We start from the raw sequence: 23,738 nt of genomic DNA, 5'->3' as shown, positions 1-23,738 counted from the left end.
AACTAGGCCACAGTAACATTTGTTATGTACAGTGTCTTCAGGAAATTCCTAGTATTTTAAAATACGAATGTAATGCGGGGATGTAAGAAAAGACTGATTAATTAACCGAAGTGATGAGTAGTTTTTTGACTTACTCGCTTGCCGAGGCACTCAGGACTGAGTGTTGCAAAGGGAATCATCCGGCTGCCATTCTGTGTGTGAAATAGCGTAGTACACTACATCAGAGTCTTGCGGTTTTTATCTTAGGCATGGTATCAGAGTAAGAGACCAAACGCTACTTCAAACAAGCGTATTTTTTTGCAAACATTAATATAATGCTCTTACTATGAGCATCTACCAATTTCTCAAAAAATCTTATCCGCAACATCGTCGGAGTGAAAACGACTGGCGGTTGTTTTTGCGTCTAGTGCCTTATGCCCGTCGTAGCGGACGACTTTTAACGCTGTCGATGTTGCTACTCATACCCATTGCGCTAGCTAATGCCATACAACCTCTGTTGATTGGCCAAGTTATCTCCCTAATTCGCAAAGAACCAAGCACTTACGAATTTCTCAGGAATCGCCCCTTGCCACAAGGACTAAATATTCTAGAGGGATTGTTGTTTGCGGCGATCGCCATCCGATTGATTTTGACAGGCTATCAGGGTTATTTAGTACAGAAACTAGGGCAACAAATCACCGCAGCAATTCGCCAAGACTTATTCCAGCACGTAACATCTCTAGCAGTACGGTTTTTTGACCGCACACCCGTAGGTAAATTAATCACCAGAATCACCAGCGACGTGGAAGTGTTAGGCGATGTCTTTTCCACTGGGGCAATTGGCATCGTGTCTAATTTGTTTTCCATGCTGGTGATTTTAGGTTTAATGTTTTCTGTCCAATGGCAACTCACTTGCTTGCTGCTATTGATGTTGTTACCAGTTACCTGCTTAATTGTTTACATTCAGCAGCAGTACCGCAAAGCCAACTACAAAGGGCGGGAAGAACTTTCTATCCTCAACTCACAGTTACAAGAAAATGTGCTTGGCATTAACGTCGTGCAGTTATTCCGCCGGGAAAAATTTAATGCCGAACTGTTTCGCTCGACCAACAGCCGCTATACTGAGCAAATAGATCAAACCATCTTTTATGATTCATTTATTTCAGCAACCCTAGAATGGATTGCTCTGATTGCGATCGCAGCTGTTTTATACATGGGTAGTTGGCTACTGTTAGGAAAAAGTTTAGCTTTTGGAACTTTATCTGCATTTATCTTGTATGCCCAGCGACTATTTGACCCTTTAAGGGATTTTGCGGAAAAATTTACGGTAATTCAAGCTGGTTTCACTGCCATTGAACGGGTAGGCGATATATTAGATGAACCGATAGAAATCCGCGATCGCGCCAATGTCCGTTTCTCAATATTTGATGCTAAATTCGGCTACATAGACGAGATCGTAGCAAATCTAGAATCCCCAGACCTCACTTCTCCGCCTGAATTAGGAGAGATTTGCTTTGATCGCGTCTGGTTTGCTTACAAAAATGATGATTACGTAATTAAAGACTTAGATTTTACCATTCGTCCTGGTGAAAAAATTGCATTAGTTGGCCCTACAGGTGCGGGCAAAACTTCGATTATCCGGCTTTTGTGCCGTCTTTACGAACCCACCCAAGGACGCATTCTCATTGATGGGGTAGATATTCGAGAAGTACCACAGGCAGAACTGCGGCGATACATGGCAGTAATTTTACAAGAAAGCTTTTTGTTTGCTGGCGATGTTAAAAGCAACATTTCTTTAGGAGATGGCTATACCATTGAACAGATTCAACAAGCAGCAGAAGAAACCAACATTGCCCAGTTTATAGAAGAACTACCCCAAGGTTATGATACTCAACTTCGAGAACGAGGTACAAATATTTCTAATGGTCAAAAGCAACTTTTAGCCTTTGCACGGGCTGCCATTCGCAATCCCCAAATCTTAGTACTAGATGAAGCTACCGCTAGTTTAGATGTTGGGACAGAAGCTTTAGTTCAAGAGGCATTAAACCAGCTTTTGCTAAGGCGTACTGCCATTATTATCGCTCACCGCCTATCTACAATTCGCAATGTAGACCGGATTTTTGTTCTCAAGCGTGGCGAATTAATCGAACAGGGAAGTCACGATCAACTGCTGCAACAAGGAGGGCTTTATGCCACTTTACATAACTTGCAGATGTTGGGAACTTAGGATATTTTGAGAATAATCCCAAGTTTGAGATTAGACGATAATTTATTAGAAAAGGCCGATATATTGTTATTTCAAACAAAAGCCCTACTGTTAATCTACAGGAGGGCAACTTTTTTAATTGTGCTGTTTTCTCAAGCCTACTAAGTAAGTAAGACAGCTTAGTGGTTTTCAATTATATGGTTGATTTAAATTCCCGGTAATTGCCCTCGCCTGAATCCTGAATTTTGACTTCTGTATTCTCTATCAATGCTATATCAGCACCTACTAGGTATCATCTGTATTTTTATCGTAAGGCTCACCTGTAAAAGGTTGTACCCCAATAACAGGATAAGCATCATCATTAGGGCCAAAAATCCGCATTGCAGCTTCAGAAATATACCTGGTTATATCAGCAAGGATTTTGGAAATAGCCATAATATTTGGACTCCTTATTTTTGAGCCACTTTAATTGTGCTACCTATACTTTAATATTGAATATTCTTGATTGACACTAATTCTCAATATATTGATAATATACGCAATATTTATTCAGACAACTTAGCAATACTTTATTTTGTCAAAAAGCCAAATTCTCCTTCTTAATTCTAATTAAAACCTAGCCCTTTCTTCAACCCCTGTCTGGTAAATAGGCTAGTACCGCAGGGCGGAATTAAAAATTAAAAACGAATACAGCATGAGGGTTTCATTGATTTGGAATGGGTGGTTTATTTCCGCCGCACTGTACTAGTAATAGTTCCGATTATTACTTGTGGCCAAGCCCAAAAATATTTCTCAACAAAAGGTTATTTCCGCTCTGCTCCAATAACCCACTCTAATCCCTACCCTATGAGTACATTGAGGGTAGGGAGTGCGATTTGTTCAAAAAGCTTACTTCAAGGTTCCTAAAATAGGTGCTACATCAACCTCTGAAATTTGCGGAACCAATAATCGATTAGCATAAATTTGGGGATTTGTTTGCGAGACTATGGCATAAGACTGGCGAAGATTCGCATTTACTGCGACAGTCTTCACGTCGTACATCTGCATGGCCATCTTGGGATAGAAGCCAATACCAATAATCATCAGCAGAAAACAGGCAGCAATAAACACTTCGCGCGGTCTAGCATCGTCGTATACTGCATCTTCTGGCACAAGGCAGTCTGTACCAAAACAAACTGTTCCCTCATCTTCTTGATTTTCTGAACCTGCATTATTAATATCGCAGATGAGTGCTGCCCCCTGACCAAAAAATACCTCTCGCAGCATGGAAAGTAGATAGATAGGTGTGAGGATGACTCCAACGGCGGCGAGAAAAACCGTGACGGTGCAGAAAGTTGAACTATAAACGTCGCTGCTTGTCATCCCAACGAATACTGATAGTTCGCCAGCAAAGCCACTCATACCGGGAAGCGCTAAAGATGCCATTGCTCCGATTGTAAATAGGGCAAAGACTTTGGGCATGGCTTGACCAATACCGCCCATATCTTTCATTACCATTGTATGGGTGCGATCGTAAGTAACGCCAGCTAAGAAGAACAGCACCGATGCAATCAAACCATGTGAAATCATTTGCAACATCGCACCGTTGATTCCCAAATCAGTGAACGAGGCAATACCAAGTAGTACAAACCCCATGTGGGAAATCGACGAATAAGCCAAACGCCGCTTCATATTGGTTTGAGCAAAGGAGTTTAATGCACCATAGATAATGTTGACAACACCCAAAATGGCTAGAACTGGTGCAAAGTAAATGTGTGCATCGGGGAGTAGTTCAAGATTCAGGCGAATTAGTCCATATCCGCCCATCTTCAATAACACACCAGCCAAAATCATCGATACAGGTGAGGATGCTTCGCCGTGGGCATCAGGCAACCAAGTATGCATCGGGAAAACAGCAAGCTTGACACCAAATGCAATCAGCAACCCTGCATAAAGTAGCAGTTGTAGACCAAGGGGATATTCCTTATTCGCAAGGGCAGTTATATCAAATGTCATCTCACCGCCACCGGATAACCCCATTGCCAAGGCTGCCACTAAAATAAATATAGAAGCCGCTGCGGTATACAACAAAAATTTTGTAGCCGCATAACGCCGCCTTTGTCCACCCCAAATGCAAACTAGTAAATAGACAGGAATCAGTTCTACTTCCCACATAATGAAAAATAGCAGCAAGTCTTTGGCAACGAAGACTCCTACTTGTGCAGAATACAGCACCAGCATCAAAAAATAGAAGAAGCGGGGGCGGTGGTCAACTTGCCAAGCTGAAAAAATCGAGAGTGTGGTGACAAATCCGGCTAGAAGTACAAGTGGCGCTGAAAGTCCATCAACTGATACGGCCCAGTTAAAACCTAACTGAGGTATCCAGGCATAATTTTCCACCATTTGAAAACTAGCGCTGCTGGCATCGTAATGTTTCCAAAAGGCGTAGCACATCAAGGCAAAATCTGCGATACCGACACCTAATGCATACCACCGCACGCGCTTGCCATCTTTATCAGGCAGCACAGGGATGAGCAGGGAAGCAACGAGTGGCAGTAAGACAATCGCGGTAAGCCAGGGAAATTGATCCGCTATCATGTATATGAGGAAAAATACTTATTTGTTCGTCAATTATGTCATTTTACTAAACTGTGTAACAATTTCTTCATAAATCTTCGTCCGAGGTAATTGCTTTGACCGCAAAACAATTATTAATCAGCATATTTACGGTACTAATCCAGCCCGCAAAGCCCGGACAGCAGCCTGTGTCCGGTCAGCAACACAAAGTTTATTGAGAATACCTCGAACATGAGTTTTTACAGTACCTACAGTTAGATAGAGCCTTTTAGCAATTTCTGCATTGTCACATCCAGCGACAATCAACTCTAAAACATCCATCTCTCGGTGAGTTAAAGGATAGCTGACGATACTTTTCTCGGTATCTGGGTCAATACCTTCAATCAAGACTCTTTTTCCAGATGCCCCTTTGCTGCTATCGGAGAAATCTTGACGTATTTGTTGTAGTACAAGGTCTGCGATCGCCGGATCGATCCATGAGCTACCTGCATAGGTCGTTTCCACTGCTTCCACTAGTTTCTCCGTTTCGATATCCTTCATGCAATAAGAATCTGCACCCGCTGCAAATGCTGCTAAAACTGCCTGTTCGCTATTCTGCATCGTTAAGATTAGCAGCTTTGTTGTGTAATCTTCATTCTCTGATTGATATTGCCTAAATGTACGTGTTAGCTCAATCCCATCCATATCGGGCAAACCGATGTCAATAGTAGCAACATCAGGCTTGAGAGTTTTCAGAAGCTTAATACCATCAGTTGCATTTGCTGCTTCACCAACAATGTTAAAATCTGGCTGGGTTTGTAAGGCAGACCGTAAGCCGATTCTCGTCAGGTTGTGATCTTCAATTACTAGGATCTTGATTTCACTCATAGTTGCTTAATTTTACTGTTATCTATCTAAAGTACAGATTAAAATAATCTCGTTCTTCTATTCGGGATCTTATACAAAAAGCAATGCTCTTGGTATGATTTCCTAAATTTCATCTACCATTAGACATAGATAACCTTATCTTGTCAGGTTTTCTAACGCAAGAGTTTTGGTATCACAATATAATTTAGGAAACTTTAAAGGAAAATCTGAATCCTTAACGATCGCAGTGCTGGTGAAGTAAGCTATGACTAGATTTGCTAGCGATAGCCAAGCACTTCTTTTTTATTTAGCCATGTCTTTAACTAAAACTGTCAAAAAAGATAAAATTCTCGTTGTCGATGATGTTTTGGACAATCTGCTGGTCTTAGAAGCAGTCCTAGAAGATCAAGACTATGAGATTAAGTTGGTGGAAGATAGCAAAATTGCTCTGAATATGGTAGAGGAATCGCCACCAGACATAATTCTCTTAGATGTGATGATGCCAGAAATAGATGGCTATGAATTTACTCGACGTATCCGAAAGAATCCGGCATTGCCATTTATCCCCATTTTGCTGCTAACGGCTCACTATGAGTCTAGTGTTGTGGAAGGACTTGATGCTGGTGCAGATGACTTTATTCGTAAACCATTCGATCCTGATGAACTACATGCACGAGTGCGATCGCTCCTGCGCCTTAAGCATAGCATCGATGAACGAGATCAAATGGCTAACCTGCGGGCAGATTTTGTCTCACGTTTTACTCACGATTTACGTATACCGCTAGTAGCCTCCAACCGCGTCTTAAAATTATTGCTGGAAGGGAGGTTTTGCGAAGTTTCGCCACAATTGCAAGAAATAATTGATACCATGATTGGCAGTAATCAAGACCTGCTGGAAATGGTAAATACCTTGCTAGAAGTTTATCGGCATGAAGCGGGCTGTAAAACCTTAAAAATCTCTCCATGCAATATTGAAGAACTAGTTAGTGAAGTTTCTCAAGAATTAACTCCCTTAGCTGAAGAAAAAGGATTAGCTGTAAATATTGATCGAGATGAAAGTGTAAGCACCGTCATGGGCGATCGCATAGAACTGCGGCGAGTTTTAACAAATATTATCGGCAATGCTATCAAATTTACAGACAATGGTTCTGTATATATTAACTGCCATCTGACTCCAGCAGATGTGACTATTAATATCCAAGATACGGGGCCGGGAATTTCTAAGCAAGACCAGACAATATTATTCGAGCGATTTCGCCAAGGTAAACACCAACGTTCTGGTAGTGGTTTAGGACTATATCTATCTCGCTGTATTATCGAAGCACATCAAGGCACAATCGATGTAACATCTGAACCAGGGAAGGGTAGTACATTTACTATCCGTCTACCTGTAGCTAGTGAAAACTAAAATTAGAAATGTTTTACTATCAAAAATAGTGTTCACAGACAAAATCCGTGAACACTAACACGTGGGAGGAGGCAGACAAAAAATATATTGTAGTTAGACAAAATTAAATATACATTGTCATTGCGAGTAGAGCGTACCTCTTCGGGGATCTTGCTACGCGGAGCGTCTCGTAGAGAAGCGAAACGAAGCAATCACCAGGACTCTGTAATTGCTTCGCTCCACTTCGTTGCGCTCGCAATGACATATCGTAAGTAATTTGGCGGACAGAATATTACTCAGCACTCAGCACTGTTTCGGTGATGTTAACGGGATGTCTATTAAAAGATAGGTAAATAGAATATTAATTATAAATCCACACCTTTTAAGAAATCAGTGAAAGAGGGCAAAAATATTTGGAAATCTGTATTTTCAAAATAGCTCAAGTAAGTATTTTAGCAAGGAAGAAGATTAAGTAAATAATTATTTCACCTATACCTTCTTCCTAAATTCAGTTCAGACTATTCCAAAGTCTTCTTTACTTCATCTTTGATATTTTCAGCAGTATGGCGAACTTGGGCTTCAGCTTGTTTAGCTTTACCTTCAGCTTTATCGTTAGGGTTGCCAGTTACTTCGCCAACCACTTCTTGTACTTTTCCTTCAATGTTTTTAGCAAAAGCTTTAGCTCTATCTTCGATACTCATATACTTTGTTCCTAAGTTATGTTAGCCAGTGATTAGTATTGCTTGCTAAGAAAGCATTGCAATATCTATAGATTACTTTCAGACAAGTTTTAATTCTTCTATCTAACGATGTTGTTATTGAAAATATCTTTGTCCGTTATATATAGTTATTTAAAGGTTAAATTCATCTTGGAGACTTTAAGTAATATCCAAAAGATGAAAGGATTTATTCTATTGTTCTATCTCCGAGATAAAATTATTTACTACCTCAGATAGATAAGAATGTAGATGCGTAGCCTGAATTAGGAGTTAAGAAATACTCAGAATGTTATACACAACTAGATTTATTAGTATTTTTGGGCAAAAATGTCATTTATCATACTACGAAAAAGATGAAGTACTTATTTATACTTTGGGTGCTTATACTCTCTTTAGTCGCTCCTAGTGCGGCGATGTCTGACGACAAGCCGCTTTACATCTATGCTCAAGCAAGACAGCCCTACACTTTAATATCTGGACTTGGCGCAATTCAGCATCCCGTTTCCACTGCTAATGCCCAAGCGCAAGAGTTTTTCAATCAGGGATTAAATTTAATTTATGCTTTCAATCATGATGAGGCGGTGCGTTCTTTTCAATATGCTGCCAAACTCGATCCCCATTTGGCGATCGCATATTGGGGTATTGCTCTGGCTCTCGGCCCCAATATTAACTTAGAAATCGATCCCAATCGAGAATTAGCTGCTTACCAAGCCGTACAACAAGCCTTAGCACTTTCTACCCAAGCATCTACCCAAGAACGAGACTATATTACAGCCTTAGCAAAACGTTACTCTCAAGATCCCAATGCAGATTTATATCAATTAGGGGTAGACTACGCAAAAGCAATGGCAACTCTAGTCAAGCGCTATCCAGATGATTTGGATGCAGCGACACTTTATGCTGAAAGCTTGATGGATTTGCATCCTTGGCAGCACTGGACTAAAGATGGCAAGCCAAGGGAAAATACAGTAGAAATTGTGGCTATTTTGGAATCTGTTCTCAAACGTAACCCGAATCATCCGGGAGCCAATCATTACTATATCCATGCAGTGGAAGCCTCGCCTTCCCCAGAACGGGCCCTTGTGAGTGCCAAACGACTCCCAAACCTAGCGCCATCGGCGGGACATTTGGTACACATGCCTTCTCATATTTATTTTCGTGTGGGAGATTATGAAGAGGCAATGCGGGCAAACAAAAAGGCGATCGCTCAAGATGATATTTACATCAACAAATATCAAGTCCAGGGCACTTACCCTATGATGTACTACAACCACAATATACATTTCCTCATGGTGGCCAGTAGTATGGCAGGAAAATATGAAGATGCTCTCCAAGCCGCCGATCGACTAATCGCAAATATTACTGCTATTAACCCATATATACCCATGATTGAGGGATTTCTTGGTAGCAAAATGCTAATTCAGACACGCTTTAGTGACTGGGATGCCATCTTAAAAACTCCTGCTCCCGATGCTAAATTGGCTACTACCAAAGCACTTTGGCATTTTGCTCGCGGTATGGCAATGTCTGGCGACAAGTCGCGTCATGCCTACGCCACAGACAAACTTGAAAATGCAGCAAGTGAAAGCCGTGCGTTACGGGCTGCTAAACAGGTAATTTCCACTGAAGCAACTATTGGATTCAGTCCTGCTAGTCGTATTTTAGACATCGCCTCAAAAGTTCTAGATGCCAAAATTGCTAGAGAAAAGGATGATTATGAATCTGCCATTCAATTGCTTGAAAAAGCAGTTGCAGTAGAAGATACCCTTGATTACGTGGAACCACCAGACTGGTACTTTCCCACGCGGGAATCTTTGGGTGCTGTGCTTTTAGCTAAAGGCGACTATCAAGAGGCCGAGAAAGTCTTTCGTGCCGATCTAAAAAAGTATCCTCATAATGGGCGTTCTTTATTTGGCTTACAGGTAAGTTTGCAAGCACTGGGCAAATATGAGGCGGCTCAAGTTGTAGAAGCCGAATTTAAAACAGCTTGGAAAGGTAATGTAATGCCACTCCTTTAAAGGTTGTTTGAAAAATGGTTGGTCATGATTTTATAAGTAACCATAAAGAATGATCGTGTTTTATCCTTTCTTCTAAGGCATCAAGTTTATGTTTGCATAAAAATCATATCTTTGAAATATAAATTACTGAGAATAATGCTTGGTTAAAAACTCTTCAGCCTCAGCCCTATCTTTAATCACTCTATCCAAGGTAGCAGCAAATACATCATCTAATATTTGCCGATACCGTGGCCCTGGTTTGTAACCAAGTTTCTTTAAATCATTGCCATTCAACAGTGGCTGCACATTCGCCCAAACTGTTAAATATTTCCAAATTTGATGTCTAATCTCTCGCCGACTTTGCAAAGCAATTAAAATTAGCATTGGTAAGTCATACTGTCGCAATAACTGCACTACTTGACTGGGACGTTGCAAAGTGGGTAAATATTCCATCACTTGGCTAAAGCTTTGGATTAAGTTTTTCAACCTCACAATGCTATCCTCTTGTAATTGCAAATTTTGTGCTACTTTCACCCGATATTCAGGTGCTAGGTAGGCGATTAATGCTTCTAGACGCATTTGCCAGTGAACGAGGGTTTGTTCAGCATCAAATCGCCGCAAACAACGTTCTAACAAACGTAATTGCCGCAGGAGTGACCCATCTAGTTTGAGGGTAGGATGGATACATTGCAACGCTCCTAAGTTATCGAGTAGCTGCAAAGCCGATTTCCAGTAAGGGGCTTCTAGGATATGTTTTAATTCTGTTTTCAGTCTAGTTTGTAGGGCTGGAGTTCTGCTATTTTGTTGGGAAGTGCGATCGTAAACGCCACTGTTGATGGCATAGCGGATAAACTCTTCAGTTTGCGGTTCAATTTCAAATCTGAAGCGCACGGCAAAACGCACACCGCGATAAATGCGGGTGGGATCTTCGATAAAGCTGTTGGCGTGTAAAACCCGAATTTGTTTAGCTTGTAAATCGAGTAAACCGCCAAAGAAATCGAGTAATTCACCAGAGCGGGGAGAGGTGAGCCGCAAAGCGATCGCATTCATGGTAAAATCCCGACGATACAAGTCTTGACGAATCGAACTCGCCTCAACCTCTGGATTCGCCGCCGGGTAAGGATAAAACTCTGTTCTAGCGGTGGCAATATCTACCCACAGAGAATCTAATTCTGGGTCTTTATGCCACAACAAAGCAGCAGTTTGAAAAGCCCCGTGGATTTCTAAACGAGCCGCAGGGTAAAGTTGTTGGAGTGCTTTTGCTAGTTCCACACCAGCGCCAACATCTGCTGATTTGTGAAAGCCATCAACTACTAGGTCAATATCGTTAATCATCAAGCTACCTGCTGCCTCAGCTAACAGCAAATCCCGCACCGCACCCCCGACAAGATAAAGATGCCAACCCCGTTTTTCTGCTTCTTGCGATGCTATGGTGAGCAATTGCCATAACTGAGGAGCAAGTTTATTTTGCAATTGCGGGAGATTAATATTACTTTTACCCCTGTGTGTCTCTCTTCCTTCTCTGTCTTTATCCCTTTCTTGATGTAATTCCCGCAAGACATCAGTACGGGTGACGATACCAACTAACTCCCCATTTTTCAATACTGGTAAACGTCCGATATCATAAGTCACCATCAGCGACTCAATTTGTGGCAATGTTGTATCTGGTGTAATTGTTTTCAGATTAGTGGTCATGTAACCCTTGACTGGCGCATGGCTAAATCCGTGGTGTAGAGCAATATCAATATCCCGGCGCGAAATAATACCTACTAGTTGCCCTTGAGTATCGACTACAGATAAACCAGAGTTTCCATAGCGCAACAAAATTCGCTGTGCTTCGGCAATTGTGGTTTCAGGCAGAATTGTGCGGACAGGAGAGGACATCAAATCCCTCGCGGTGGGGGGATGGGGAATTTGCGCTTTTAACCCGTCAAGGAGTTGTTTTAAGATTGCTTGTGAATCAACTCCTCTGAGGTTTAGTGATGCGGCTTGGGAATGACCCCCGCCTCCGAGAAGTTGAAATAATAGGTTAAGATTCGTTTTGGGAATTTGCGATCGCCCAATTACTGTTAAGCGTGAATCACTTTCACTCAAAGGATACTCATTAGCCAGCAGGATGGCATCAATTTCGGTTAATTCTACGAGTTCTGAAGCCAAACTTGATAGCCCTGGCACAAAAGCATCTGTTTTTAAAGTTATCCAGGCAATCGTATATCCACGTAAGCAAATATACTCTAAATTTTCCAGTGCCTTAGTTAATAGTTGCTGCAATTGCAAAGACAAACCAGGATCTCGGTAGGTAGAAATTACTGATAAACTTGCACCTTGTTGCATCAACCAAGCCAAAGCTAAGGCATCCTGTGGGGTGGATTGGTCAAAGGTCAAGGAGCCGGTGTCAACATGAATACCCAAAGCCATGACTGTAGCTTCGGCAGGAGTCAGGGAAATTTGCTGTTGTTGTAATTGCTCCACAATTAAAGTTGTGGTCGCTCCTACAGAAGAAATATGCGATCGCGTGGCGGAAATATCTGATTCTTGTCCTAAGTGATGGTCATAAACTATAATCTCTTTTAAATTGGGTAAATCTAACCACTCAGCAGCTTTACCCAAGCGATCGCGCTGTTGCGTATCCACTATAGTCAGAGAACGAATTTTTTCAGGATTCACCGAACGGCGTTCAATTAGCGGATATTCATCCCGATGCAATGCTAAAAAATCCCGCACAGGAGGGTGAGAACCACCAGTCAGCACAATCTTGCTTCCCGGTAATAGGCGCGTTAACCCTACTGCCGCTCCGAGTGCGTCAAAATCTGCTGTTGTGTGGCAAAGAATTAAATCCATAGTTCATTAGCCATTAGCTAAAACTTAAAGTTGCCCCACATCTGACCATTAGGGCAGCGGAGGATAAATTTTTGGGCGGTAAGAAGTCCCACCCCCGACTAATAAAGACTCTTACTCGTTGACGAAAAGGAGTAGGCGACGATTCGCCAATTTAATAAGTGTTTTCTGGTAAAATACTTGTGGTTTACTTCACCCACATTGGTGTCTGGTAAGCCTCTGTCCATTAGCATAGCGACTATTGGTAAGCGACTCCGTTGCACAGCATGAAAGTAAGTCGGCACATCTTGATTAATACAAATTACCGATTGGTTTATCCGATAGCGCGAATAAGCCAGCATTTCATCCAGGATAGTAAAATTTGTAGGGTACATGATAAGAAATTCATAGTCTGCGGTAGGGCATTCCGTGGACTTAAAACAAAGCTCAACGCCTCCTAAGTAATAGCCGGATTGGTTGAGAAGCCTACACTGTAAAGCTTGCTATCAGTGTAGGAGTATGTCACGATATTCTATCCTTAGTATTTAGCTGTATTGGGAGAATCAAAAATGACCATAATATTCCAATTTGCCTTGATAGGTCTAGTTCTGTTGTCCTTTGTCCTGGTTGTGGGTGTTCCAGTTGCTTACGCAACTCCCCAAAGTTGGGGTGAATCTAAAAAACTGCTCTGGGTTGGCTCTGGTGTCTGGGTTGGTTTGGTATTTTTAGTTGGTTTGTTAAACTTTTTTGTCGTGTAGACGACGGCTTCGCTCTGGCACAGGCACATAATATAAGAACTAGAGGAGCAGAAAAGCCAATGGTCTTTGAGCAAAGGAGAAAAGAAGAAATTTTTTCCGATTTCCTTTTTCTAACCGTGCTTTCCTGCTCCTCTACATTTTAATAAGAAATGTATATTGGCCAGAACTATAGTTGATTAAGAGGCAGTCATGGCAGTTTTCGAGGGAACTTTTACCCAAACGGAGCCTTTGCGGTTTGCAGTGGTGATTGGTCGATTCAACGATCTTGTTACCGGAAAGCTGCTAGAGGGATGTCAAGATTGCTTGAAACGTCATGGTGTAGATCCTAACCCCCAAGGTAATCAGGTAGACTATGTTTGGGTTCCGGGAAGTTTTGAGGTACCTTTAGTAGCTCGCCAACTAGCACTTTCCCATCGTTATGATGCTGTAATTTGTCTAGGTGCAGTCATTCGCGGGCAAACCCCCCATTTTGATTATGTATCCGCTGAAGTTTCTAAAGGCATTGCCGCCGCTAGTTTTCAAACTGGAGTGCCAGTAATTTTTGGCATTTTGACAGTAGACACTATGCAGCAAGCCTTAGAACGAGCCGGCATCAAAGGTAATCATGGTTGGGATTATGCCCTGAATGCCCTAGAAATGGCAAGCCTCATGCGGCAATTGCGTTCTAACCTAGCAGAGCCATATTCTCGCAATAGCCAGTCTTTGCCAGCCTCGTTGCAAAGTGCCAGCATCGGCAATTTAACGGCGGAGTCAGAAGAACTGCCTAAATGAGTGCTGAGTTATGAGTGCTGAGTTATTTAAAAAACTCGGCACTCATAACTAAATAAAGGAGTTGACAATTAGGGATAAATCTGAGATATTGATATATGGCAATTGATTGCGGGTATAGCTCAGTGGTAGAGCGTCACCTTGCCAAGGTGAATGTCGCGCGTTCGAATCGCGTTACCCGCTTCCAACTAAAACCTCTTGAAGTTAAAAATCTCAAGAGGTTTAGTATTTTTAGGGTGCATTTAAGTCTTTGGCGATTCGCGCTGTATTCCTGTTAATCGCTTCCAATTTTTATGAATTTCATAGATAGGTAGAATATAAAGTAATTTAGATATGTGGAACTGTCGTATTCATGGATAGATTTTACCCATCTAGTAAAACTTGTTCTAAGTAGGGGGGAATCCAAAGGTCTTAATCTCTTAACGCTGGTTTATGTATATCAGAAATCTCAGCACACTGCTAACTAAGATTTCACACTTTGGCTGCGCTCAGTGTGAAATGTATTTCAAAATCTGGAAACTTATGTACAGATAGCTAAATCGTATCTCGACGTTAAAGAATAAATGCTCCCATGCTCCAATTAAAACGTCAATTAGTGTCTAAATTTTATGTAGAAAGAAATTTTAAATAAGATTATCAGATCCAGAGAAAGACTACAAATAGAAAACTCCGCACTAATATGGAAATTAGGATACTTAGAGTCGGCTGCTTCTACTGCTTGCAATCGTAGCGATATTTGCATCGCTAGTCCATGTATATAAAGAGAGCAATCTCTAGTAGCAGAAGCCTCTAAAGCATTTACCAAAAGATTATATTGTCGTAGTTCGTGTAAAACACGCTCAAGTTACTAGAACGCTTGTGCAATCTCAAAAACCTGAAAAAATAGATTTCAATGCTGAATACCCCTGTCCCTGCCGCCGCCGGGGTCAGTTAATTCCGATTACGTTGACAGAAGCATTTGGTTGCGATCGCTGTCAGCAAATCTTTGTTGTCGAAGATAATGGTCATGTCCTAGAACAGCTTTCTACCACCTATCCCTACAAACGGGCTTGGCGGTGGATGGGAAATAGTTGGCATGTTGTCCATCCCCGCTTAGGAGAAAGCTATCTGCCTATAGCACTTGGCATTATTTTCGTGCTAGTGATTATATGGCTGCCATTAGCACTGCGATTAGCAAATGGTTCCAGCATTATTGCTTGGGCAATGGTGGCGGTGCTATTAGCTATTCTGCCAGCATTAATGGTCTGGCTTACCTACAGACGTTAACTCAATGACTGTTGAAGTTTTGGATGACCACCCCGAACCAATTACTAGTGCCCAACGAGCCTATCAAGCTTCCCTAAAGTTGGGGATCACCAAGGGAGCAGACCGGAGTCGTGCAGTATTAGCAATGGCACAAGCCCTTGAGCGCTCATTTGACGACATTCTAGAAGCCAACACCTTGGATTTAGAAGCCAGTCGGGAAATGGCAGTGCCAGAGTTGATATTGGACTGGCTCAAGCTGACTCCCACAAGACTAGAGATGACAGTAGACATTTTACAACGGTTGGGGGAATTATCAGATCCGTTGCGGCGCGTCAGAACTGCTGATTATCAACTGGCAGATTCCCAGAGTTACACCCAGTTAATGCCCTTGGGAGTGATTGCATTTATTTATGAAGCGTTCCCAGATTTAGGAGCGATCGCAGCGGGTTTTTGCATCAAAACTGGCAATAGTATAATTCTCAAAGGCAGTACTGAAGCTAGCCATTCCAACGCCGCCATCGCTGAGGCATTGCAAAATGCGATCGCAGAGGTTGGTCTACCTCCGGGCTGTGTAGAACTAATCGCAGCCGAACATGGTGCTTCCATTCGGGATTTAGTCACCCAAGACCAATACGTAAATCTAGTTATTCCCTACGGACGTACTAGCTTGATACAGCAAGTAGTGCGACAGTCAACTTGCCCAGTCTTAAAGTCAGCGATGGGTAACTGTTACCTTTACTGGTCATTGAATAGCAGCTTAGAAATGGTGCGCTGGATGATTCTTGATAGCCATCAAAGCGAACCCGATCGAGTTAATGCCATTGAAAAGGTACTCATTCATCGTCAAGCCTTGCCATCATCCTTAGCAGTTCTGTGGAACAGCTTGATGGAAAAAGGCTTTGAAATTAAAGGGGATGCAGAACTAGTAAAAGCCTTTCCCCAGTTACAACTGGTGAAAGAAAGCGAATGGGGAAATCCTTATTTAACGAAGACAGTAGCTTTTAAACTGGTGGATAGCTTAGAGAGTGCGATCGCCTGGATTAATGAACACAGTAGTGGTCATGCCGACTCTATCGTTACTGAATCTTACCAGGAAAGTCGGCAGTTTGCTTTAGGAGTTAACAGCGCCTCTACCTACATCAACACTTCCCCGCGTTTTTCCCGCAACCCCTCGCGGGGAGATTCAGTGTTTCTCGGCATGTCTAACCAAAAAGGTCATCGGCGAGGGTTTATCAGCCTAGAAACCTTGACTACCATTAAGCACATTGTTCAGGGAAATGGCAGGTTTTAAAGTGAACTACCCCAACTTACCGAGTACGGTTGAAGTTGGGGCTTCTGTAATCACGGGGGAATGCCCAAACTTAGACTTTCGCCCAAGTTTAGGACTTACCTCCCCTCCTACAGCAGAGACGGCTGATAGCTTGCGTGGCGAAGCCATACCTTCCGCCTTTATCATCTCTGATGCCCTCTGCTCTAATGTTTATCGCCGCATTCCCATCACGATCGTGATGAGTATTGCAATGAGGACAAGTCCAGTCACGGATATCCAATGACAACTCACTGAGTTGATAAAAGCAATTAGAGCAGAGTTTGGAACTGGGGAACCATCTATCAATCTCAACCAACTTTCCACCTCTGCGCTCTAGCTTATAGGCTAGAAAGTTGGTGAATGTTCCCCATCCAACATCAGATATTGACTTTGCCAATTTATGATTGCGTACCATGCCTAATACATTAAGATTTTCTACTATGACAGCTTGGCTATCGCTGACCAACTTATAACTAAGTTTATGTAGAAAATCTTGCCTTGAGTTACTAACTCGCTCGTACACTTTGGCAACAACTTTTCTATATCTATTTCTTGAAATACTCCCTTTTTGCTTACGCGCTAATTTTTTCTGCTTGCGTTTGAGGTTTTTTTCATGCTTGGCAAGGTGCTTAGGATTATCGTATTTGGAAACATGAACTCCGTCAGTGACGACAGCAAAGTGTTTCAAACCTAGATCAATCCCATATATCTTACCTTCTGAAATAACCGGATTTTCGCCCGCAGTCACTACAAACTCCTCCACCCCCTTTAGCGTCTGCTCATCAATCTCAGTCAGGATAGATGCAAGGTATTTGCCAGAAGGTGTTTTGCTTACAGTAACAGTTTTAATTTTCCCCTCAATCTCCCTGTGTATTTTGGCTTTGACTATCCCGATATCACCAGGGAGCTTGACATCACCATCTACAATCAATACGTTTTGAGGATACTGGATAGACTGTTTTCCAAACTTAGACTTGAATTTAGGAAATCCAGCGCGGCTCTCAAAAAAGTTTTTGTACGCTGTGGTTAGATTTAGTGTTGTAGCCTGTAAAACTTGACTGTAACAATCAGCTAACCAAATCGTATCAACAGATTTTTTGAGCGATGGAAGAAGTGCGTTGAGCGCTGCACGGCTAAGTCCTTTCCCTGTTTCCTTATAAGTCTCAATTGACTTATTCAGAGCATAATTCCACCACCAACGAGCGCAACCAAAAGCTTGTGCTAATTGAATTTGCTGCTCAACTGACGGATATAAACGGACTTGTACAACCTTGTGTAACACTCAACATCACCTCCTTAGCATCTGTACTTTACCATAAATATGTATTGTGGTAAAGTCCTAAAATATAATAATTAGTGACTCCTCAAACACCCCACTCCCTAATCAACCGCAGGTTGATATTAGTCGCAGGTGCTTTCGTCCTCACCCGGCTATCCATCCCCGCCCTGTAGAGGGACGAGGAATTCCGCCGAATTGGTTAAATGGGGAATGGGGAGATGAGGGAGCAGGGGAAGAAAGAATAAAGAACTAATACCAATGCCAAATCTTAAACTTAACAAAATCTTAATTTCTGCTTGATCCTGGATTGCTATGTTCCTTGTATTTACATCTGGGTAGAGGTGAATATGGAACTTATAGATGGCACACGCCTCTTAGCAAATCGGTGCAGACGGCGGAGTTTTTTGTTGGGTTCAGGATTCTTAACAGGGTTAACAATCGCTAGCCAATGGCATCCGGTATTGGCTAGCTCAAGGTTTTCTGGTTATCCCTTCAGTCTTGGTGTTGCCTCTGGCGATCCTTTGCCGGATGGTGTTGTTATCTGGACACGGCTAGCTCCAAAGCCACTCTCTGGAGGTGGAATGCCATTAGTAAATGTGCCAGTGCGGTGGCAAGTTGCCCTTGATGAAAACATGAGACGGGTTGTGCGTCGAGGAACAGTGCTGGCAACACCAGAGTTAGCACACTCAGTCCACGTTGATGTGCGTGGGCTAGATCCTGACCGATGCTACTGGTATCAATTTGAAGCGGGTAGGGAAGTTAGTCCCATTGGACGGACTCGCACAGCACCAGCATTTCATAGCTATATCCGACAACTAAACTTTGCTTTTGTCTCTTGTCAAGACTGGCAAAATGGCTACTATACGGCTTATCGGCATTTGGCTGAAGAAAATCTCGACTTCGTGATTCATTTAGGTGATTACATTTATGAATACGGGCCACAATCTGGCGGGCCACGTCAGCATAACAGTCCAGAAATCATCACGCTTGCAGATTACCGCGATCGCTACGCCCTGTACAGAACTGACGAGAGTCTCCAAGCTGCTCATGCTGCTTTTCCCTGGATTGTGACTTGGGACGATCATGAAGTTGATAACAATTACGCCAACTTAATCCCCGAAGATAACCAAACCCAAGAGGTTTTTAAGAAACGCCGGGCTAGTGCATACCAAGCTTACTACGAACACATGCCTTTGCGTCAGTCTTCGCTGCCCAAAGGCCCAGATGCATTACTTTATCGGCGGTTGACTTTCGGTAATTTAGCTGAGTTCAACGTCCTAGATACCAGACAATACCGCACTAACCAACCTTGTGATGATGGACTAAAGCCTCGCTGCGCCGGAGCTTTTGATCCAAATGCTACCATGACTGGCTCAGAACAAGAGCAGTGGCTACGAAAAGGTTTAGATCAGTCGCGATCGCGCTGGAATATAATTGCTCAACAGGTTATGTTCGGCCAGTACAATTTTAATAGTAGTCCAGTTCCGGGTGTATTCAATATGGATCAGTGGGATGGCTACGTAGCTGCACGGAATCGACTATTAAGTTTTCTCGACCAGCGTAAACCCTCTAATCCAGTGGTAATTAGCGGAGACATTCACTCTAGTTGGGTACACGATCTGAAACTTGATTTTAATAACCCCAACTCAACAACGGTAGGCACTGAGTTTGTCGGAACCTCAATCACTTCTGACTTTCCCACATCATTTATTGCTCCAGTTCAAGCTGCTCTACCCAATAATCCCCATACTAAGTTCTTTGATGGTGCTTACCGGGGATACGTCCGTTGCAAACTTACCCCAGAATGCTGGCAAAGTGACTACCGGGTTGTCTCAAGCATCGTTGACTTGAATGCCTCTGTGAAAACTCTAGCTTCCTTTGTAGTCCAAAACGGACAAACAGGAGCGCATCTAAGTTAAATAAATCTCACAATCAATCAAACCCTCCCGATTCTATTTGGGGGGTTTAAATATAGGTATGAAATATAACTTTGACTATGAGAACATCTGAATAGCAATCTTGGAAGCGATCGCTTGTAAATATTACACCCAATCAATTTTTATAAAGAGGTAGTTTGCCATTTCTTTGCAATACTTAACTAACTTATAATTAAAAAAAGTAAATATAGATTAACAATGATAACTAACATCATATTTTATTAAGTTCATCAGGCTAAATCGAGAGTATGCTTAATAATTGAAGTCTAGTTGAGAATTTAAGTAGCTAGGTGTAGATAAATTTAAACTTTTGTTGAGTGTTTTGTACTTTGCAATTTTTTTTGAGTATTAAATACTAATAAACAAAGTTGATTTGTGCCAACTTACTGGCTAGGTTAAGTACTCAGACAAAAATATTTACAGTCATTGCGAGCGGAGCGTCTCCAAGAGTTGCAATCCCAACCGCAAGCGAATTGCTTCATTGCGCTTCGCTTCATTCGCAATGACACTGTGTAATTAATTATGTCCAAGTACTTATCAAGCAAAGCGGTAAAAATCCGATCTGAGCGAAGTACTAACAGCGAAAAAAAGTAAACTTAACAACAATTACGTAAGATGATAAGAAAAATTTTGCTGACTGTATCGGGATTGGGACACGCAGAAGAAATGCTCAAAACCCTGAGAGAAATCCCTTCAATTGAATCTGCAAAAATTACAATTTTGCATGTTGTTCAGGCACAAAATACTGCTGCTACCATGACAACTAAATGGGAAAATGGTGGTAAAATTCTGGCTAATGCCATTCAAACTTTGAACTTAGATCCTAGCCAGGTTTCCTCAATTTTGCGCGAAGGCGACCCGAAAGATGTAGTTTGCCAAGTAGCTGATGAAATCGATGCTGACTTGATTGTTATGGGTTCACGCGGACTGAAGCGGCTACAATCTATTTTATCAAACTCAGTTAGTCAGTATGTTTTCCAGCTATCTTCTCGCCCCATGTTGCTGGTAAAGGATGACATTTATGTGAAAAAGATTAAGCGTATTATGGTGGCAATAGATAACTCTGATTCTGCAAAAAACTGCTTGAAATTGGCACTATTTTTGCTGCGAGATATTCAGGGAGGCCAGTTAATTTTGGCAAATATTAGTACAGATTTAGGCGGTAAAAAATCGGAAATAACCGAGGTTAACTCAGATAAAAATCCTGTTTTAGCAGCCGCAGTTGCAGAAGCTCAAAAACAGGGCATCCAATCTCGTTCTTATATTAGCAGTGGCAAACCTGGTGAAGAAATTTGTCGGTTGGCAGAGGAGTTGAATATAGACTTATTATTGCTCGGTTCTCCAGATCGTCGTCCATCCATCGCTAAGAGTTTTGTTGATATAGACAGACTCATCGGATCTTCCTTGTCTGACTATGTTCGAGTCAATGCCACTTGTCCGGTATTGTTGGCGCGGACGATCGCTTAAAGTCAACAGTGCTGAGTATAAGAATTATTGTAATAGAATAGTAGAGAAAACTTTAGGGGCAATTCATGAATTGCCCCTATAGGAATGTTATCAGTTAGCGGTTGATAAATAAAAACCCCTACACTACATAGTGCAGGGGTTAATTATTTTATACACGAATTCTTAACTATCTTTTCCACCTTGGCGGCTAGCAGTTTGGATGTACAGAATTAGTAAAAACACAGTGGGAACTAATACGAACAAAATGCTCGCTACGAACCCCAGGTCATTAACTTGCATGGCAAGAAAGCCTCTCTTAGTTTTCCAGTCAACAACATTAGGATACCATTATCAATGACAGAGTTAGCCCAAATTTTTTACTTTCTCAAATGCTAACCACGGATGATCCCAAAAATTTAAGGCTTCGTGACTACACTGACTGAGCCATTCACTAAAGTTTGACATGCAAGACGGTAATTTTCCGGCTTTTTCTTGAATTTACGGTTTTCTACGTCTGTGCGGGGGGAAAGATTTTCTAGTCCTTCGACTATCTCGACAATACAAGTACCACATTGACCATTACCACCGCAATTGGTCATCTTGCCAATGAATGTATATATATCAATGTCATTTTGCATCGCTTTGAGCCGGAGATTTGCACCATCGGCAGCTACTACTTCTTTATTTTCTTTAACGAATTTGATATTACCCATAACTGATTCTCTCCTTGACTCTAAGCTTGGCTTTCAAGGCTTTATATTGACATGGCTTGATTCATATCTTCATTTATTATATTAATTCATTACAAAATATTAATAAATGTTAATTTTGTAAAACATAGTGCCACAAAAATAGGACAGATATAGTACCTGTCCTACTCAATTGAAAAATAGATTAACTTATCTAAATCCCACGGCAGCTTGCCAAACAAAAGCAAGCAACAAGAAGAATACAGGAATGACTGGGAGAACGTCTACCAAAGGATCGAAGATTTGGTAAGCTTCAGGCAGTTTTGCTAATAAAAGTGCTGCTTCCATGTTTGTTTAAATCCACCTATCCAACACAGCTTTCATAATTGAAAAGTATCTTAACATGGTTTGGTTCAGTTGTTAGGAGTTAAGAGTTAGGAGTTAAAAATTATTATTCTTCCCCTGAATCCTTACACTCCTCTTATCCCATATCTCCCTCATCTCGACTTTCTTCGTTAAGCCAGTGACCAAATTCTGTGGTGAAACGATCGCTTAATATTGCTTCTCTAATCTTTTGGGTAAAGCGAATTAGCTCGGTAATGTTGTGAATGCTCAACAAGGTATAAGCTAAAATTTCCTGCGATCGCACCAGATGAGATACATAAGCACGGCTAAAATTTTGACAAGTGTAGCAATGACAAGTTTCATCTAATGGCGTAAAATCTTCACGAAACTTAGCATTTTTTAAATTCCAGCGTCCGCCCTTTACTATTGCCGTTCCATGTCTAGCCCAGCGAGTGGGAATTACGCAATCAAATAAATCTATACCAGATGCGATCGCGATCGCCATTTCCCGATAAGTACCCACACCCATCAAATAACGCGGCTTTTCGGGCGGTAAAAGCGGTGCTGTCACTTTGACAATCTCAGCCATCAATTCTGGTGGTTCTCCCACACTCACGCCACCGATGGCATATCCAGGCAAATCTAACTTAGCCAAAGCTTCAGCCGCACGGCAACGCAAATCTAAATACACGCCTCCTTGGACAATCCCAAACAAAGCCTGTTCACTGCGTTGATGAGCCGTTATACAACGTTCTAACCAACGATAAGTCCGCTCAGTTGCAGTTTCAACCTCTTGGCGAGTCGCTGGGTAGGGCGGACACTCATCAAAGGCCATAATCACATCTGCCCCTAAAGTATTTTGAATCTCAATGGAGCGTTCTGGTGTCAAGTTAATAATTCGTCCATCGTGAGGTGAGCGGAAAGTTACACCTTCTTCAGTAATTTTTCGCATCTCACTTAAGCTGAACACCTGAAATCCACCGGAATCTGTGAGCATTGGGCCGTTCCAACCCATAAATTTGTGCAACCCACCACCCCCAGCCACGATCGCTTCCCCTGGTTGGAGGTGAAGATGATAAGTATTAGATAAGACCATTTGCGCCCCAGTATCTCGTAGTTGGGCTGGGGTGATAGTTTTGACATTTGCCAGCGTTCCCACTGGCATAAATCTGGGGGTTTCTACAACCCCGTGAGGAGTGGAAAACACTCCGGCTCTAGCTTTCGTCTGACTACAGCAAGCAAGACATTCAAAGGAAAAATTCGCACTCATGCCATTTTAGATTTTTGAAGATGCGCCTATTAAGACTTATGCAAAAATATCCGATGTAGGTACAATTCATGAACATAGGTGTCAACTTAAGCTCAAACGCTTATCCCACATACGTTTTACCCCCCTTATAAAGGGGGGAAAAAGAAATGCAGTTCCCTCCCCTTTATAAGGGGAGGGTTAGGGTG

Annotated in this window: 19 protein-coding genes, 1 tRNA gene and 1 pseudogene; 10 read left to right on the top strand and 11 right to left on the bottom strand. The window is 42.1% G+C overall.

Annotated features, from left to right (window positions below; all coding sequences use genetic code 11):
• Window positions 1-325 precede the first annotated feature (325 nt).
• Window positions 326-2,206, top strand: a complete 1,881-nt coding sequence (locus GTQ43_RS23795) for an ABC transporter ATP-binding protein (protein WP_265275186.1) — start codon at window positions 326-328, stop codon at window positions 2,204-2,206.
• Between the two features lie 264 nt (window positions 2,207-2,470).
• Here GTQ43_RS23795 and GTQ43_RS23790 read toward each other — a convergent pair whose 3' ends face one another.
• From GTQ43_RS23790 to GTQ43_RS23780, 3 genes are all read right to left on the bottom strand, one after another.
• A complete protein-coding gene (locus tag GTQ43_RS23790; RefSeq protein ID WP_265275185.1) occupies window positions 2,471-2,620 on the bottom strand; it encodes a nicotinate phosphoribosyltransferase in 150 nt (49 codons plus the stop codon).
• Window positions 2,621-3,073: 453 nt separating this feature from the next.
• Complete coding sequence (locus GTQ43_RS23785) at window positions 3,074-4,762, bottom strand: NAD(P)H-quinone oxidoreductase subunit 4 (RefSeq protein WP_265275184.1); 1,689 nt, start codon at window positions 4,760-4,762, stop codon at window positions 3,074-3,076.
• 126 nt (window positions 4,763-4,888) lie between these two features.
• Window positions 4,889-5,608 carry a response regulator gene (locus GTQ43_RS23780; protein ID WP_265275182.1) on the bottom strand — a complete coding sequence of 240 codons (720 nt, stop codon included), beginning with the start codon at window positions 5,606-5,608 and terminating at the stop codon, window positions 4,889-4,891.
• Between the two features lie 292 nt (window positions 5,609-5,900).
• Here GTQ43_RS23780 and GTQ43_RS23775 point away from each other — a divergent pair, with 292 nt between their 5' ends.
• Window positions 5,901-6,995 carry a hybrid sensor histidine kinase/response regulator gene (locus GTQ43_RS23775; protein WP_265276531.1) on the top strand — a complete coding sequence of 365 codons (1,095 nt, stop codon included), beginning with the start codon at window positions 5,901-5,903 and terminating at the stop codon, window positions 6,993-6,995.
• Between the two features lie 497 nt (window positions 6,996-7,492).
• Here GTQ43_RS23775 and GTQ43_RS23770 read toward each other — a convergent pair whose 3' ends face one another.
• Window positions 7,493-7,675, bottom strand: coding sequence for a CsbD family protein (locus tag GTQ43_RS23770; RefSeq protein WP_265275181.1), 183 nt, complete (start codon window positions 7,673-7,675; stop codon window positions 7,493-7,495).
• A gap of 371 nt (window positions 7,676-8,046) precedes the next feature.
• On the opposite strand from GTQ43_RS23770, the gene GTQ43_RS23765 reads away from it, so the two are divergent.
• Window positions 8,047-9,711, top strand: coding sequence for a tetratricopeptide repeat protein (locus GTQ43_RS23765; RefSeq protein WP_265275180.1), 1,665 nt, complete (start codon window positions 8,047-8,049; stop codon window positions 9,709-9,711).
• Between the two features lie 123 nt (window positions 9,712-9,834).
• On the opposite strand, the gene GTQ43_RS23760 is transcribed toward GTQ43_RS23765, so the two are convergent.
• Both GTQ43_RS23760 and GTQ43_RS23755 read right to left on the bottom strand, forming a co-directional pair.
• Complete coding sequence (locus GTQ43_RS23760) at window positions 9,835-12,531, bottom strand: CBS domain-containing protein (protein WP_265275179.1); 2,697 nt, start codon at window positions 12,529-12,531, stop codon at window positions 9,835-9,837.
• Between the two features lie 98 nt (window positions 12,532-12,629).
• Window positions 12,630-12,902 (bottom strand): hypothetical protein, encoded by a 273-nt coding sequence (locus GTQ43_RS23755; RefSeq protein WP_265275178.1) that lies wholly within the window; start codon window positions 12,900-12,902, stop codon window positions 12,630-12,632.
• Window positions 12,903-13,076: 174 nt separating this feature from the next.
• Here GTQ43_RS23755 and psbZ point away from each other — a divergent pair, with 174 nt between their 5' ends.
• The 5 genes from psbZ to GTQ43_RS23730 all read left to right on the top strand — a co-directional run bounded on the left by psbZ (window position 13,077) and on the right by GTQ43_RS23730 (window position 16,569).
• Window positions 13,077-13,265, top strand: coding sequence for a photosystem II reaction center protein PsbZ (gene psbZ / locus GTQ43_RS23750; RefSeq protein ID WP_265275177.1), 189 nt, complete (start codon window positions 13,077-13,079; stop codon window positions 13,263-13,265).
• Window positions 13,266-13,454: 189 nt separating this feature from the next.
• A complete protein-coding gene (gene ribH / locus GTQ43_RS23745) occupies window positions 13,455-14,036 on the top strand; it encodes a 6,7-dimethyl-8-ribityllumazine synthase (protein ID WP_265275176.1) in 582 nt (193 codons plus the stop codon).
• 108 nt (window positions 14,037-14,144) lie between these two features.
• Window positions 14,145-14,216, top strand: a tRNA-Gly gene (locus tag GTQ43_RS23740).
• 675 nt (window positions 14,217-14,891) lie between these two features.
• A complete protein-coding gene (locus tag GTQ43_RS23735) occupies window positions 14,892-15,299 on the top strand; it encodes a hypothetical protein (protein WP_041565838.1) in 408 nt (135 codons plus the stop codon).
• Between the two features lie 4 nt (window positions 15,300-15,303).
• Window positions 15,304-16,569, top strand: coding sequence for a glutamate-5-semialdehyde dehydrogenase (locus GTQ43_RS23730; RefSeq protein WP_265275175.1), 1,266 nt, complete (start codon window positions 15,304-15,306; stop codon window positions 16,567-16,569).
• Between the two features lie 6 nt (window positions 16,570-16,575).
• On the opposite strand, the pseudogene GTQ43_RS23725 reads toward GTQ43_RS23730, so the two are convergent.
• A pseudogene (locus GTQ43_RS23725) lies at window positions 16,576-17,869 on the bottom strand (RNA-guided endonuclease TnpB family protein).
• A gap of 344 nt (window positions 17,870-18,213) precedes the next feature.
• Between GTQ43_RS23725 and GTQ43_RS23720 the strand changes: the two are divergent.
• Entirely contained in the window at window positions 18,214-19,785 is a 1,572-nt protein-coding gene (locus GTQ43_RS23720; RefSeq protein ID WP_265275174.1) for an alkaline phosphatase D family protein, read from the top strand.
• 633 nt (window positions 19,786-20,418) lie between these two features.
• Window positions 20,419-21,270, top strand: coding sequence for a universal stress protein (locus tag GTQ43_RS23715; RefSeq protein ID WP_265275173.1), 852 nt, complete (start codon window positions 20,419-20,421; stop codon window positions 21,268-21,270).
• Window positions 21,271-21,432: 162 nt separating this feature from the next.
• Here GTQ43_RS23715 and psbM read toward each other — a convergent pair whose 3' ends face one another.
• The 4 genes from psbM to tgt form a co-directional block, all read right to left on the bottom strand.
• Complete coding sequence (psbM, locus tag GTQ43_RS23710; RefSeq protein WP_012407089.1) at window positions 21,433-21,549, bottom strand: photosystem II reaction center protein PsbM; 117 nt, start codon at window positions 21,547-21,549, stop codon at window positions 21,433-21,435.
• 116 nt (window positions 21,550-21,665) lie between these two features.
• On the bottom strand, window positions 21,666-21,962 hold the full coding sequence (locus tag GTQ43_RS23705) for a 2Fe-2S iron-sulfur cluster-binding protein (protein ID WP_012407088.1): 297 nt from the start codon (window positions 21,960-21,962) through the stop codon (window positions 21,666-21,668).
• Window positions 21,963-22,148: 186 nt separating this feature from the next.
• A complete protein-coding gene (locus tag GTQ43_RS23700; RefSeq protein ID WP_006195022.1) occupies window positions 22,149-22,286 on the bottom strand; it encodes a photosystem II reaction center protein K in 138 nt (45 codons plus the stop codon).
• Window positions 22,287-22,419: 133 nt separating this feature from the next.
• A complete protein-coding gene (gene tgt / locus GTQ43_RS23695) occupies window positions 22,420-23,553 on the bottom strand; it encodes a tRNA guanosine(34) transglycosylase Tgt (RefSeq protein WP_265275172.1) in 1,134 nt (377 codons plus the stop codon).
• Between the last annotated feature and the right edge of the window lie 185 nt (window positions 23,554-23,738).

Origin of the sequence: Nostoc sp. KVJ3 (assembly GCF_026127265.1) — a bacterium.
Taxonomy (GTDB): domain Bacteria; phylum Cyanobacteriota; class Cyanobacteriia; order Cyanobacteriales; family Nostocaceae; genus Nostoc.
This window is presented reverse-complemented; position numbering and strand designations above follow the sequence as displayed.

Bases quoted from the DNA above. Each gene is read 5' to 3' on its own strand.
- GTQ43_RS23785 (WP_265275184.1), bottom strand. From the start codon at position 4,762: ATGATAGCGGATCAATTTCCCTGGCTTACCGCGATTGTCTTACTGCCA.
- GTQ43_RS23700 (WP_006195022.1), bottom strand. From the start codon at position 22,286: ATGGAAGCAGCACTTTTATTAGCAAAACTGCCTGAAGCTTACCAAATC.
- tgt (WP_265275172.1), bottom strand. From the start codon at position 23,553: ATGAGTGCGAATTTTTCCTTTGAATGTCTTGCTTGCTGTAGTCAGACG.
- ribH (WP_265275176.1), top strand. From the start codon at position 13,455: ATGGCAGTTTTCGAGGGAACTTTTACCCAAACGGAGCCTTTGCGGTTT.
- GTQ43_RS23765 (WP_265275180.1), top strand. From the start codon at position 8,047: ATGAAGTACTTATTTATACTTTGGGTGCTTATACTCTCTTTAGTCGCT.
- GTQ43_RS23775 (WP_265276531.1), top strand. From the start codon at position 5,901: ATGTCTTTAACTAAAACTGTCAAAAAAGATAAAATTCTCGTTGTCGAT.
- GTQ43_RS23730 (WP_265275175.1), top strand. From the start codon at position 15,304: ATGACTGTTGAAGTTTTGGATGACCACCCCGAACCAATTACTAGTGCC.
- GTQ43_RS23795 (WP_265275186.1), top strand. From the start codon at position 326: ATGAGCATCTACCAATTTCTCAAAAAATCTTATCCGCAACATCGTCGG.
- GTQ43_RS23755 (WP_265275178.1), bottom strand. From the start codon at position 12,902: ATGTACCCTACAAATTTTACTATCCTGGATGAAATGCTGGCTTATTCG.
- GTQ43_RS23790 (WP_265275185.1), bottom strand. From the start codon at position 2,620: ATGGCTATTTCCAAAATCCTTGCTGATATAACCAGGTATATTTCTGAA.
- psbM (WP_012407089.1), bottom strand. From the start codon at position 21,549: ATGCAAGTTAATGACCTGGGGTTCGTAGCGAGCATTTTGTTCGTATTA.
- psbZ (WP_265275177.1), top strand. From the start codon at position 13,077: ATGACCATAATATTCCAATTTGCCTTGATAGGTCTAGTTCTGTTGTCC.
- GTQ43_RS23715 (WP_265275173.1), top strand. From the start codon at position 20,419: ATGATAAGAAAAATTTTGCTGACTGTATCGGGATTGGGACACGCAGAA.
- GTQ43_RS23770 (WP_265275181.1), bottom strand. From the start codon at position 7,675: ATGAGTATCGAAGATAGAGCTAAAGCTTTTGCTAAAAACATTGAAGGA.
- GTQ43_RS23760 (WP_265275179.1), bottom strand. From the start codon at position 12,531: ATGGATTTAATTCTTTGCCACACAACAGCAGATTTTGACGCACTCGGA.
- GTQ43_RS23705 (WP_012407088.1), bottom strand. From the start codon at position 21,962: ATGGGTAATATCAAATTCGTTAAAGAAAATAAAGAAGTAGTAGCTGCC.
- GTQ43_RS23720 (WP_265275174.1), top strand. From the start codon at position 18,214: ATGGAACTTATAGATGGCACACGCCTCTTAGCAAATCGGTGCAGACGG.
- GTQ43_RS23780 (WP_265275182.1), bottom strand. From the start codon at position 5,608: ATGAGTGAAATCAAGATCCTAGTAATTGAAGATCACAACCTGACGAGA.